General features: G+C 69.0%; 11 protein-coding genes. 7 read left to right on the forward strand and 4 right to left on the reverse strand.

Annotated elements, in window-relative coordinates; translation table 11 throughout:
- The first annotated feature begins 90 nt into the window (after window positions 1-90).
- Window positions 91-1,743: a sulfatase-like hydrolase/transferase gene (locus AWC30_RS10525; protein WP_085110150.1), complete on the forward strand. Its 1,653-nt coding sequence runs from the start codon at window positions 91-93 to the stop codon at window positions 1,741-1,743.
- 32 nt (window positions 1,744-1,775) lie between these two features.
- Here the strand turns inward: AWC30_RS10525 and AWC30_RS10530 are convergent, their stop codons facing one another.
- The gene (locus AWC30_RS10530) at window positions 1,776-2,537 is read right to left on the reverse strand and encodes a hypothetical protein (protein ID WP_234808037.1); all 762 of its coding nucleotides are present in this window, start codon (window positions 2,535-2,537) and stop codon (window positions 1,776-1,778) included.
- Between the two features lie 277 nt (window positions 2,538-2,814).
- Here AWC30_RS10530 and AWC30_RS10535 point away from each other — a divergent pair, with 277 nt between their 5' ends.
- Window positions 2,815-3,984 (forward strand): globin domain-containing protein, encoded by a 1,170-nt coding sequence (locus tag AWC30_RS10535; protein WP_085110151.1) that lies wholly within the window; start codon window positions 2,815-2,817, stop codon window positions 3,982-3,984.
- Window positions 3,985-4,015: 31 nt separating this feature from the next.
- Here AWC30_RS10535 and AWC30_RS10540 read toward each other — a convergent pair whose 3' ends face one another.
- On the reverse strand, window positions 4,016-5,533 hold the full coding sequence (locus AWC30_RS10540) for a carotenoid oxygenase family protein (protein ID WP_085110152.1): 1,518 nt from the start codon (window positions 5,531-5,533) through the stop codon (window positions 4,016-4,018).
- Between the two features lie 92 nt (window positions 5,534-5,625).
- On the opposite strand from AWC30_RS10540, the gene AWC30_RS10545 reads away from it, so the two are divergent.
- The 4 genes from AWC30_RS10545 to AWC30_RS10560 all read left to right on the forward strand — a co-directional run bounded on the left by AWC30_RS10545 (window position 5,626) and on the right by AWC30_RS10560 (window position 9,578).
- Window positions 5,626-6,180, forward strand: coding sequence for a TetR/AcrR family transcriptional regulator (locus AWC30_RS10545; RefSeq protein WP_234808038.1), 555 nt, complete (start codon window positions 5,626-5,628; stop codon window positions 6,178-6,180).
- Window positions 6,181-6,444: 264 nt separating this feature from the next.
- On the forward strand, window positions 6,445-7,659 hold the full coding sequence (locus tag AWC30_RS10550; protein ID WP_085110153.1) for an inorganic phosphate transporter: 1,215 nt from the start codon (window positions 6,445-6,447) through the stop codon (window positions 7,657-7,659).
- Window positions 7,656-7,958 carry a hypothetical protein gene (locus AWC30_RS10555; RefSeq protein WP_085110154.1) on the forward strand — a complete coding sequence of 101 codons (303 nt, stop codon included), beginning with the start codon at window positions 7,656-7,658 and terminating at the stop codon, window positions 7,956-7,958. The genes AWC30_RS10550 and AWC30_RS10555 overlap by 4 nt, the downstream gene beginning before the upstream one ends.
- Window positions 7,959-8,000: 42 nt before the next feature.
- Window positions 8,001-9,578: a class I adenylate-forming enzyme family protein gene (locus AWC30_RS10560; RefSeq protein ID WP_085110155.1), complete on the forward strand. Its 1,578-nt coding sequence runs from the start codon at window positions 8,001-8,003 to the stop codon at window positions 9,576-9,578.
- Here AWC30_RS10560 and AWC30_RS10565 read toward each other — a convergent pair.
- Window positions 9,575-10,213 carry a cutinase family protein gene (locus AWC30_RS10565; RefSeq protein WP_085110156.1) on the reverse strand — a complete coding sequence of 213 codons (639 nt, stop codon included), beginning with the start codon at window positions 10,211-10,213 and terminating at the stop codon, window positions 9,575-9,577. The genes AWC30_RS10560 and AWC30_RS10565 overlap by 4 nt on opposite strands.
- 124 nt (window positions 10,214-10,337) lie before the next feature.
- Here AWC30_RS10565 and AWC30_RS10570 point away from each other — a divergent pair, with 124 nt between their 5' ends.
- A complete protein-coding gene (locus AWC30_RS10570) occupies window positions 10,338-11,882 on the forward strand; it encodes an acetolactate synthase large subunit (RefSeq protein ID WP_085110157.1) in 1,545 nt (514 codons plus the stop codon).
- 12 nt (window positions 11,883-11,894) lie between these two features.
- Here AWC30_RS10570 and AWC30_RS10575 read toward each other — a convergent pair whose 3' ends face one another.
- Entirely contained in the window at window positions 11,895-12,785 is an 891-nt protein-coding gene (locus AWC30_RS10575; protein ID WP_085110158.1) for an SAM-dependent methyltransferase, read from the reverse strand.
- Between the last annotated feature and the right edge of the window lie 21 nt (window positions 12,786-12,806).

A 12,806-nucleotide genomic window follows, 5' to 3' on the forward strand; every position in this document is an offset into this window, starting at 1 on the left:
CTCATCATCGCAGCTCAGAGGGCACTTTCCTCGTCACGACACCCGACGACCAGCCAATTCGTCCGTGGATCGAGGCTTAAGCTGACCGCCATGACGAAGATCAGCCGGCGGACGCTGCTGGGTGGGGCGGCGGTGGCCGCCGGTGCGGCAGCCGTAGGGGTGGGCGGTTACGAACTGCTGCGCAGACCTGGCACCGACACCGCGAAACCCAACATTCTGGTCATCATCGTCGACCAGATGCGCGCCCCGCAGTGGTTCCCCGAACCCCGGGAGCTCAGCGCGCTCCTGCCCCGGCTCGGCGGGCTGCAGCGGGAAAGCATCACGTTCGGCTCGCATTACAGCGCCTCGAGCATGTGCACGCCGTCCCGCGGCGTGATGACCACCGGGCTGTACTCGCATCAGACCGGCTGTCTCTACACCGGCGAAGGGCCCATCGAATCGACCCTCGCGCCGCGGTTCCCGACCTGGGGCACGATGCTGCGCGAGGCCGGGTACCGCACCTGGTGGTGGGGGAAGTGGCACCTGGGCCACCACGCCGACACCACCCCCGACGGGCTGGACGCGCACGGTTTCGCCGGCGGCACCTACCCCTCACCCAACGGCGCACCCAACCAGGGGCTGGAGCAGGACCCCTCGATCGTCGAACAGTTCAACGGCTGGTTCGACGAGCACGCCGGCGACGGACCGTGGTGCACCACCGTGTCCCTGGTCAACCCGCACGACATCTGTTGGTGGCCGAGAAGTCCGCTGCCCGACGATGTCCCACGCCGGTTCGATGCACGACCGGCCAACTTCGAAACCGCCGAGGATCTGCGCCGCCGGAACAAGCCGCAGCTGCAGATCGACTACATGAACTTCATGTCACCGGTGCTGACTGGGGAGATGTCCGACCCGGCGCTGTGGGCCCGCTGCCTGGACATGTACCTGTGGCTCCAGCAGCAGGTGGACGACCAGATCGGCCGGGTGCTCGACACGGTAGCGGCGCGGCCCGACATCGACCGCGACACCATCGTGGTGTTCACCTCCGACCACGGTGAATACGCCGGCTCGCACGGCCTGCGCGGCAAGGGCGCCGCACTGTACGAGGAGAGCATCCGGGTGCCGCTGTACCTGCGCGACCCGTCAGGCCGTCTCACTCCGAACCCGGGCGAGACCCGCACCCAGCTCACCTCCAGCGTCGACTTGGCGCCGCTGATGCTGTCCATCGCCCACGGCGGGGACCGGTGGCGCTCGGATTCGCGGTACTCCTACCTGGCGGACCGTGCCGACCTCGCGGCCATCGCCGCCGACAGTGGGCATGCGGGCCGGCCGTGGATTGCGCACGCCACCGACGACATGTCGGTGGAGGAGTTCGTGACGCTGGCGAAATCGCCGGCCGCCAGAGAGATCTTCGGTGGCCTTCCCTCGCCGTCGGCGGAAATCCCGACGTCGGCGCCCAGCCACATCCTCGGCGTGCGCACGCCGGAGGCGAAGTTCGGCGTGTACTCCTACTGGAAACCCGGCAGCATGGACATCGACACCACGCGACCCATCGAACATGAACTGTACGACTACGGCGGGTCCGACGGGATCGCCGAGGTGGACAACCAGGCCGGCCACCACCCACGCCAGGCCGAGTTGCAAGAGCTGCTCGACCACCAGGTGCTGCCGGAGTTGCGGGCGCCGCTGCCGGACTTCCTACACGAGGCCCAGGAGCAGGGCATGGCCGACATGGCGGAACTCACGAAGCGCCGGGCCGGCTGACGACGGGAGCCCGGACATGGCCCGAGACGTCCTCAGTCGGTGGGGACACCCAGGGCGGTCACCGCGAATCTCTCGACGTCGACCACATGGCCGCCGGTCCACGCGACCAGCGTGAGCGTTCCCGGCTGTGCCCCGCTGAACGTCACCGTCGCCGCCCACCGGCTATGGTCGCCGCCGGCGGGTCGGCAGGAGAACTCCCCGAGGGGATCGGGTTGCGAAATTTGGCGCACCGCCAAGTGGATGCACTCGTCGACACCGGAGATCACCCCGCCTGCTTCGATGGGCGAGTCGGCGGTGCTGCCGTAGCCGGGGGAGTCCAAGGTCAGCACCGTGTCCTGGGTGCCGACAACCTCCCACGGTGCGGCGGCGTCGCTGCCGAACCGGGCCAGGTGCACCGTGGCGGCCGTTGCGATGGCACCGCCGGGCACCGCGAAGCCGACCTCCACCCAGGCCTCGCGATCGTTGGTCCTGACCGCCTCGGCGTGATCGATCCCGGAAAAGCCCAGGTAGTCGCGGGTGAATCGGTGCGCGGTCGCTTCGGCGTCGGCGTGCCAGTCGTCGGCCGGCCCGTCGAGCAGCCATTGGTCGGCCTCCTCGTGCGACGCGAAGGGCCAGAGTGGCCGGTATTGGAGGGTATCGGGGCTCGCGGTGGGCGAGGTCGCCACCGCCGTCGTGGCGTTCGCCTCGGACAACGGTGTCGACTGGCACGCCGCCGCGGTGACGGTCAGGATCGCGGCACTGCCGAACGTCGCCGATGCGTGCCGCCAGGAGACCCGCCTCATTGAGACGCCCACGCTTGAACCACCGGCATAGCCGCATGCTACGGCTTGGGCACGCCGCGCCACCGCGTTGCCGCCACCCGAAACCCTCGTCGGCTCGGCGAGGTCAGGCACCCATATAGGGCATGTACATGTTCGGTTTGCTCCGCCACTTCAGAACGATAAGATCCCCACCTCCGGTGAGGAGGCTCCGCACCGGTTTTTCCGGCTGTTAACACCGCGATGACGCTGATGTAGCACCCGGTGGACACGGTAGTAGGGGAGTCGGCCCGTTCAACAGAAAGGCCTCACCATGCTCAGCCCCGAATCCGCCGCGGTCGTCAAGGAGACCTTGCCGACCGTCGGTGCGGCGATCGAACAGATCACCCGCCGTTTCTACACGACGATGTTCGCCGACCACCCCGAACTCGAGCAGGACCTGTTCAACCAGAGCAACCAGGCTCGCGGCGACCAGCAACGGGCGCTGGCCGGTGCAATCGCCGCCTTCGCCGCGCTGCTGGTCGCCGACGACGCCCCACCGCCGGACAAGGTGCTGTCTCGCATCGCCAACAAGCACGCCTCGCTGGGGGTCACCGCCGACCAGTACCGGATCGTGCACCACTACCTGTTCGCCGCGATCGGCGCCGTGCTCGGGGACACCGTCACCGACGAGATCGCCGCCGCTTGGGACGAGGTGTATTGGCTGATGGCCAACTCCCTGATGGGCCGGGAGGCCGAGCTCTACGCGCAGGCGGGCGTGTTGCCCGGGCAGGTGTGGCGCCGTGCGCGGGTACTGGCCCGGACCCAGGAGTCACCGGACTGCATCGCGTTGACCCTGACCGGGGTGGACATCCCGCTGCCTGCTCACCGGCCCGGCCAGTACACCTCGGTCGGGGTGCACCTGCCCACCGGGGCTCGTCAGATCCGCCAGTACAGCATCAGCGCCGGCGACGCTGGCCGCTGGCGGATCACCGTCAAAAAGGTCGACTCCGAACCCGGATCGCCGATCGGCCAGGTGTCGAACTTCCTGCACAGCAACGTGTTCGAGGGTGATGTGCTCGACGTGTCGCCGCCGTTCGGCGACATCACCCTGACCCCGGAACCGGTGCCGGTGCTGCTGGTGTCGGCCGGGATCGGCTGCACCCCGATGATCGGGATGCTGCGCCACCTCGTCGACACCGGGGACCCCCGGCCGGTGTGGGTCGTGCACGCCGATCGGTCACGCGCCGCTCACCCGCACCGCAGTGAACTCGCCAACCTGGTCGAGCGCCTGCCCGAGGCGATCATGCGGACCTGGTACTCCGAGATCGGGATGTCGACGGACCTGACCGAGATGGATCTGCCCGACGACGTGCAGGTGTATCTGTGCGGCCCGCTACCGTTCATGCAGGCGATGAAGGACCGACTGGTTCGGCGTGGGATCACCGCCGAGTCCATCCACTACGAGGTCTTCGGCCCGGACTTGTGGTTGCAGGTGGCTTGAACGTGCCGGCCGCACCGGCTGATAGGGCAACTCACCGTGGATGTGAGACGAAGTTACCGTGGAAGCCCTGCGGGATGTGGTGGGAAAGTCCGGCGGTGGCGATCGGGCCCCGAGTCAGGTCGGCCGCATCGAAGACCACCAGCCGTGAGGTGTGGCGGGCGGCTTGATATTCCACGGTGAGCAACCAACCATCGTCCTCGCGCACGGCGTCGGGCTTGGGCGTGAATACCGGCTCACAGAAACTATTGCCCGGGTCGGCGGCGGTAAACGTCGTCGCGGTGTTGTCGGACAGGTCCAGTTTGGTGACCGAGTCGTAGAAGGCCGCCAGGTTGAGCCGAGTGTTGAGATAGGCGTAGCGGTACGGTCGGCCCTCCAACCCGCCGTGGTGGCGAGGAAACTCACACGGACTGTCGTACAACGGTTCACTGCTCACCCGACCGGCACCAGTCACCCGGAACCGGGTGAACACCGACGGGATGTCGTCGAGTCGGCTGGTGTGGAACCGTGCCAAGCGGTCCAACAGGCGGCCGTCTTCGTAGGTGATCGCGTCGATGACCACGTCGCCGCGGTCATCGAAAGCGTTGCTCAGATGGAATTGCAGAGTCGGCTCGCAGTCGATGCGACGGATCTTCCCCCCGTCCCGGGGGACCAGGATGATCACGCTGCCGCGGTCGGGCCGGTACCGCAGCGCGTCGCCGAGCGGCTTGAGGCCCAACGCGACCGGTACCGCATCGGGGATGATCGGGGAGACCAGAAACACCAGATAGCGGTCGGTGAGAGCGAAATCGTGCACCATCGCCGTATAGGGCAGTGGCGCGGAACGGAAGTGGCGCAAGCGCCCGCGTGGATCGGTGCGGTAGATGCGCAGATGCGGGCGGGGGATGAACTCAACCCCGAAGTTGAACATCTCGCCGCTGCGCGAGCAGACGGAGGGGTGCGCGGAATAGGAGCCCATCCACCGCAGTTGCCCGCCGAACCGGCGTACCCCGAGGGTTTCCAGCGTTTGCGGGTCGATCTCGTGCGGCGGGCCGCCCTCCCACAGCGCATACAGTCGCCCGGCGTGCCCGACGACGTTGGTGTTGGCCAAGTTCGGTGGCATGCGACCGACGGTGGCCGGCCATCCGCCCGCGGCGGCGGTGCCCAGATGGCTGGTTCCGCTACGGCCGCGGAAGTGGCGGGTGCGCACGTAACGGTTGCGGTAGTGCACCCGTCCGCCGCGAAGGGTGAACGCGGAGAGCATGCCGTCTCCGTCGAAGAGGTGCCGCAGTGGTCGGCCGGTGTGATCCTGCCACCGGCCCGGGCCGTTGCGGTACAACGTCCCGGACAACTCGGTCGGCATCGTTCCGTCGACCGCGGTGACGTCGTAGTCGTGTTCGGTGCATTGGGCCTCGCTCACCCCCAGACTGGCCAGATCGGGTGCGTCCAGCTCGGCGAGCCAGCGGTCGGCCTGCGCCCGCTCGCGGTTCGGCAGTGTGGCCAGATACTCCTGCAACCCCGGGAGGCGACTCAGGTCCGGTGGTGTGCCGGCCGGTGGTGACAGCGAAACCATCAAAGCTCCTAACTGAGACTGATTTGAAAACTAGTCTCACTCGGTTGGTTCGTCAACGGCTCCGAGACACGCCGGTGGGGTAAGAAGAGTCAGTGGCCGCGACGCGTTTCTCCGCTGAACTGATGCAGGCCGCCCTCGGGTTGATCGCTGAGCAGGGCATCGACGGGTTGACATTGCGCCAGGTGGCCGCACGGGCGGGGGTCTCCCGCGCCACCGCCTACCGGGAGTTCGGCGACAAGGACCGATTGGTCTCGGCGCTCGCCGAGCACGAGATCCAGCAGATGATCGCGGCGGTCGTCGCCGCGATCGATCCGGCGGCCGATCCGGCTGACCGAATCGCCTCGGTGATGGTGACCGCGTTGCGGTACCTGCGGGGCCACCGGGCCTTCATCTACGTCCGGGACAACGAACCGCACTGGCTGCTGCGTGCCATGTTGAAGATCGGCGACGACCGGATGGACCTGGTCCAGACCGTTTCCGGCGCGGTCGCCGTGACCATGCAGCACGACCCGCGGCTCGCGCTGCCGCCGGCTCAGGCTGCCGAATTCGTGGTGCGCACGGTGCTGTCGCACCTGCTCGTCGAGCGGAGTGCGCTGTCCGACCGGCAGATCGCCGAGGCGGTCGGCCGCGCGGTGCTGCGGCCGTGAACGGCGCCGTCTCGGCGACCGCCGACGCGGCGATAATTCACAGGAAACGTACAGTTTGTGGGTACCCGCCCGAGGCGGCGGAGACTGCCCGGGATCCGATTGCCGGCGGGGTTACTCTGCAAGGTCCAGATCGTTTGCCGCCGAGTTGAACTCGAGATCATCCCACCGCCAAATGCGGTCGGAGAGCGGTCGGCGGGACACACGACGAACTCCTGTTAGCTGCGGGTTCGACAGCGGGGCAGCGCGACCAGCAAAATTGCCGGAGTGCACTTAGAGTTATTCCTCTTGATCGTGGTGGTGGTCACCGCGCTCGGATTCGATTTCACCAACGGCTTTCACGACACCGGCAACGCCACCGCGACCGCGATCGCCAGCGGCGCGCTCAAGCCGAAAACCGCGGTGACACTGTGCGCGTCGCTGAACCTCCTCGGGGCCTTCATGTCGACCCAGGTGGCCGCGACCATAGCCAAAGACCTCGTCGTCACCCACCTGGTGACCCTGGAGATGATGTTCGCCGGACTGATCGGAGGCATCGTCTGGAATCTGCTGACCTGGCTGTTCGGGATTCCGTCGAGTTCCTCGCACGCTCTGATCGGCGGGGTGGTCGGGGCGATGATCGTGGCTGCCGGGGCCCGCGGAGTGCTCTGGGGCGGGGTCGTCGCCAAGGTGATGGTGCCCGCGGTGGTCGCGGTCATCGCGGCCATGGTGATCGGAACGGTCGCCACCGCATCGGTTTACCGACTCATCGGTGGGCTGTCGCGTACCCGCACGCTACGCGAGTTCCGGCGCGGCCAGGTGTGCTCGACGGCCCTGATATCGCTGGCCCACGGCACCAACGACGCCCAAAAGACCATGGGTGTCATCTTCTTGGCGCTGATCTCCTATGGTGCGGCAAGTAAAACCCAGGTGCTGCCGCCCCTGTGGGTCATCGTCTCGTGTGCGCTGGCCATGGCGGCCGGCACCTACCTCGGCGGCTGGCGGGTGATCCGCACGCTCGGTAAGGGCCTGGTGGACGTCGAATCCCCACAGGGCATGGCCGCGGAGACCTCGTCGGCCTCCGTCATCTTGTTGTCCAGCCACTTCGGTTACACCTTGTCGACGACCCAGGTGGTGACCGGGTCGGTGCTGGGCGCGGGTCTCGGAAAGCCCGGCGCCGAGGTCCGTTGGCAGGTCGTCCGCCGGATGGCTGTCGCCTGGCTGATCACCCTGCCGCTGGCCGGGGCCGTCGGCGCCGGCAGCTACCGGCTGATCCACACCATCGGCGGTATCGGCGGTGTGGCGGCCGGACTCGGCCTGCTGGCGGGGGTGACGACGCTGATCTGGCTCAAGTCCCGAAAGGTCCGCGTCGATCACACCAATGTCACCGCCGACTGGTGCGACGGTCTGACCGGCGGCCTGGACGTCTCCGCCGAACCGGAAACGGGTCTGGGCCGACCGGCGGTCGAACCCGTCACCGCGTTGGAAGGCGGAGAACGATGACGGGCTGGTTCGATTACGCCGCCACTGCGAAGATCTTGTTCTTCGGCCTGGTCGCGGGAGCCGCCCTGCCGGCGCTCTTCGCGGTCGCGGTGCGGCTGGGCCCGGCCGGCGACGGTGCTGTCGGCGTACCGGTCGAACGCAGCCGGCGTCAGCGCATGCTGCGCTGGATGATCTTCGCGCTACTGCTCGTCATCGTGATCGCCGGGATCTTGTTCATCGCCCGAGACTTCATCGAGCACAGGATCGGCTGGCAGTGGGATGACTGGGACGATTGGGACGATCTTTTCGATCTGGACTGACGGCCGCGACAGTCGGCCTGCGGGGCTACCTATCATGCGGTGATGCGCGCCATCGACCGTTCCCCGGCGTTCACCGCCGAGGAACGGGACCGCTACTACGCCAACGGCTGGTGGTCGATGACCACCTTGTCCGGCGCGGTGCGACGCAACGCTGCCGATACGCCCGGGCACGTCGCTTACCTCGACCACCACGGGGCGAGCCTGACCTGGCGCCGATTCGACGCCGCGGCGGACGCGCTCGCTGCGCAGTTGGCCGGCGCCGGGGTGCAACCGGGCCTGCGGATCGCGGTGTGGCACAGCGATCGCGCCGCCATCCACGTGTTGCTGGTCGCGGTCGAACGATGCGGAGCGGTGACGGTCGGCCTCGGCGCCCGTGCCGGAACCACCGAGGCCACCGCGATCCTGACCACAGCCCGACCGGCTTTCGTCGTCAGCGACCCCGAGCATGCGCAGGCGGCCGCCGAGGTGGCCCACACCGTGTCGGCGACGCCGCTGGTGCTGCGCGACCTGGGCCTGGGTCTCGCGGGAGGAGAGCCGGGACCCGCACTCGACCCCGACGACGTCTTCCTGATCAACTCCACCTCCGGCACCACCGGGACCCCCAAATGCGTCGTGCACACCCAGAACCGGTGGCATTACTTCCACCGAAAGGCGGTCGAGCACGCCGCGCTGACCGCAGACGACGTGGTCCTGCCGGTCATCCCGACACCGTTCGGCTTCGGTCTGTGGACCAGCCACACCACCCCGATCCATCTGGGCGCCGCCACGGTACGGCTGCCACGCTTCACCACCGCCGCGACCTGGGAGGCGATCGCCGCACACCGGGTCAGCGTGCTGTGTTGTGTCAGCACCCAACTGACGATGTTGATGGCCGACCCGCGTCGCCACCACCACGACCTCAGCTCGCTGCGCGTGGTGTTCACCGGCGGGGAGACGTTGCCCTACCGGCCGGCCGCCGACTTTGAGGACCTGACCGGTGCGACGATCCTGCAGTTCTACGGCTCCAACGAGACCGGCCTGCTCAGCGGCACCACCCCGGCCGACTCCCGCCGACGCCGGTTGACCACCGGCGGGCGAATCGTGCCGGAGATGGCGGTGCGCTTGTTCGACGGTGACCGTGACGTGACCGCAACCGGGCACGGTCAGCCGGCGTGTCGCGGGCCTGCGACCAGCCTCGGCTATCTGGACGACACCGGCAACGATCAACTCTTCACCGCCGACGGCTGGATGCGGATGGGAGACCTGTGCCGCATCGACGCGGAGGGATATCTCACCGTCAGCGGACGCACCTCGGACTTCATCCTGCGCGGCGGCAAGAACATCAGCGCCGCCGCGGTCGAGGATGCGGCGAGTGCCCACCCGGCGATCTCGGTGGCCGCGGCGGTGGCGATGCCCGACGCCGTGTTCGGCGAGAAGGTCTGTCTCTACGTCGAAGCGGCCGGACCCACCGGTCTTGAGCTGCCCGACCTCATCGATTACCTGCTGGAGCGCGGCGTCTCCAAGGAACTGCTGCCCGAACGACTCATCGTCGTCGACGAGTTGCCCCGCTCATCGGGCGGTAAGGTCGCCAAAGGGGTTCTGCGCGAAGATATCCGCGCCCGCACGGCTATCGCTGATTAACCGCTGAGCCGGCCGGCCGCGAAGTCTGCCCCTTGGGCAGGCAGCGCGGAGTCGGCGTAGCCGAGAGCATGCGCCACCATGTTGCCGCCCTCGGTGCAGACGATGTCATCGGGCACGCAGTACTCGACGCTCTTGGCGCGGTAGGACTCGTTGAGCACCGGCGGCGGTCCGCCCCACAGCGACGCCGCGTAGCTGCTCGTTGGCGCCCCGAAGAGGGTCACCGCGGCAATGTGGTCGGCGGCCTCCGGCGCCAGCCGATCGCTGGTCATCTCCATCACCAGCGCGCCCTGCGAGTAGCCGCCCAGCACGATCCGGGTGTCGGGGCAGGTGGCGATCACCGACTGGACGTGCGCCACCGTGTCGGAGACCCCGACCTCCGAACTGGACCGGTAGTCGTGGGTCGCCGGATAGTTCACCGCGTAGTCCGCGATCGATTTGTCCGGCAGCTTCGCGCGCAACGCGTCGACGAAGGCGTGGCCCACGCCGCCGAGCCCGACCGGTTCACCGGACCCGCGGCCGAACACCACCTCGGCGTCGGGACAGGGATCGGCGCTCGCCGACGGCACCGCGACCGGCGCCGCGAAAGCGGCCCCGGCCAGCACGGCAGCTCCGAGAAAACGAAGGACTCCGATCATGGGTAAAGGTTCCCACGCGCGGTTTTCGGCGCGTGATCCAGGGTCCCGGCGACCCTCCGGCCCGAGGTGTGCGTCGATATACTCGGCCGCGTTCGACTGGCTTGAGACGTCGGGAAAGGATTTCATGACCAACGGCGCACGGGCGCTCATCACCACGCTGGTCGACTCCGGTGTCCAGGTGTGTTTCGCCAACCCCGGCACCTCGGAGATGCACTTCGTGGCCGCCCTCGACGAGGTACCCGACATGCGCGGCGTGCTCTGCCTGTTCGAAGGGGTCGCGACCGGTGCGGCCGACGGGTACGGCCGCATCGCCGGGAAGCCAGCCGCGACGCTGCTGCACCTTGGTCCGGGGCTGAGCAACGGTTTGGCGAATCTGCACAACGCCCGGCGCGCACATACCCCGGTGGTCAACGTCATCGGCGATCACGCGACCTACCACAAGAAGTACGACGCACCGCTGGAATCCGACATCGAGCCGCTGACCGACTGGACCCACGGCTGGGTGCGCCGCACCGGCGGGGGCGCGGAGGTCGGTCGGGACACCGCCGAGGCCGTCGCGGCGGCCCAGGCGAGTCCGGGCCGGGTCGCCAGCCTGATCCTGCCCGCCGACATCTCCTGGGACGACGGCGCCGAGGCCGCCGCCGCGGTCGAACCGGTGCCACCGTCCGCCCCGGACGCGCAGGTCATCGAGGAGATCGCCGAGGTGCTGCGCGGTGGTGCGCCGACCTGCCTGCTGCTCGGCGGGCCGGCCACCGGGCTGGCCGGGCTGTCCGCAGCCGACCGCATCGCCGCGGCCACCGGCGCACGCACGCTGGTCGAGACGTTTCCCGCCCGGCTGACCCGCGGCGCCGGCGTTCCCCCGGTGGAGCGGCTCGGTTACCTCGCCGAACAGGCCGGGGCGCAACTGGCCGGCATCGAGCACCTGATCGTGGTGGGAACCCGCGCACCCGTCACGTTCTTCGCCTACCCCGGCAAACCCAGCGACCTCGTTCCCGACGGCGCGGTCGTCCACACGCTGGCCGGGCTGGAAACCGACGTCGTCGCGGCCCTGGAGCAGCTCGCCGACCTGCTCGCCCCGGGCATCGCGGCGCGGCCGGCGCCACCGGTCGTGCCCGAGCTGCCGACCGGGGAGCTGACCGCCCAGAACTGGGTCGACGTGATCGGCGCCCTGCTGCCCGAGCGCGCGATCCTCTCCGACGAATCCAACACCTCCGGCGTGCTACTGCCGGCCGCCACCGCCGGGTCGCCGTGCCACGACGTGCTCGCGCTGACCGGCGGTGCGATCGGACAGGGGCTGCCGGTCGCGGTGGGCGCGGCGGTGGCGGCTCCAGACCGCCCGGTGATCGCGTTGCAGGCCGACGGGAGTGCGGCCTACACGATCTCGGCGCTGTGGACGATGGCGCGGGAGAACCTCGACGTGACCACCGTGTTGCTCAACAACAACGCCTACGCGATCCTGCGCCTCGAACTCGCCCGCGTCGGCGCCGACGGCGGTGGACCGAAGGCCAACGACCTGCTGGACCTGTCCCGCCCGGAGATGGACTTCGCCGCGATCGCCGAGGGATTCGGGGTGCCGGCCACCGTCGCGACCACCTGCGAGGAGTTGGCCGAGCAGTTCCAACATGCGCTGGCCGCTCCGGGGCCGCACCTCATCGACGCGCGGATCTGATCCGGCGTTCGGTCAGCGGCCGCGGACCGCGGTGAAGAACTTCGTGCGCAGCAACGTCTCGAAGAACTCCGGGAGCTCACCGAACGGGCGGCCGTAGTCGGTCGCGGCCCGCTCGACCAGATCCACCGGGCGGACCGTCCAGCCGCGCTCGGTCAGCCAGGCAGGGGTGTCGCGGCGCGGGTCGTCGTACCAGAGTTCACCGATCGGCGCCTGGGTGGGATCGCCGCCGAAATCCCGCAGGTAGTCGGCGAAGCGGGTCAGCGTCCCCGGATCGGGACCCAGTTCCGCGGCGATCCGGCTGCCCGGCGCCGACAGCGCGTGCACCTGCTCGAACAACGCGTCCTGCGCGCTGCCCGGCAGGTAGGGGAGCAGTCCCTCCATCGCCCACGCGGCCGGTCGGGCCGGGTCGAACCCGGCGCCGGTGAGCGCGGTCGCCCAGTCCTCCCGCAGGTCGACGGCGACGGTGACCCGGCGGGTCGTCGGCACGGCCGTCCGCTCATCGAGCACCTGCTGCTTGAAGTCGAGCACGCGGGGCTGGTCGACTTCGAACAGCGTGTGGTCCGGTGGCCAGGACAGCCGGTAGGCACGTGCGTCGAGGCCGGCCGCCACGATCACGGCTTGCGGGATCGCGTCGGCGGTGGCGGCGGCGTAGTAGTCGTCGAAGAAGCGGGTGCGCACCCCCACCCAGTTGGCGTTGAACCCGGCCGCCGTCGACAGATCCCGGTTCGCCACCGCGGCAGCGAGGTTCGGCTCACCGGCCGCGGCCACGAACCCCGCGGCGAACTCGTCGTCGGCCAGCGGAGGCGTCAGCTCCGCGTCGAGGGCCCGCGAGGCGCACACCCCGAGCGCGGTGAGACCGACGCTGGTCACGATGTCCCAGGTGTCACCGTCGCTGCGCGCCATCCCGGTCTCCTCCGCTCCTGT

Source organism: Mycolicibacillus trivialis (assembly GCF_002102395.1).
Lineage (GTDB): Bacteria > Actinomycetota > Actinomycetes > Mycobacteriales > Mycobacteriaceae > Mycobacterium > Mycobacterium triviale.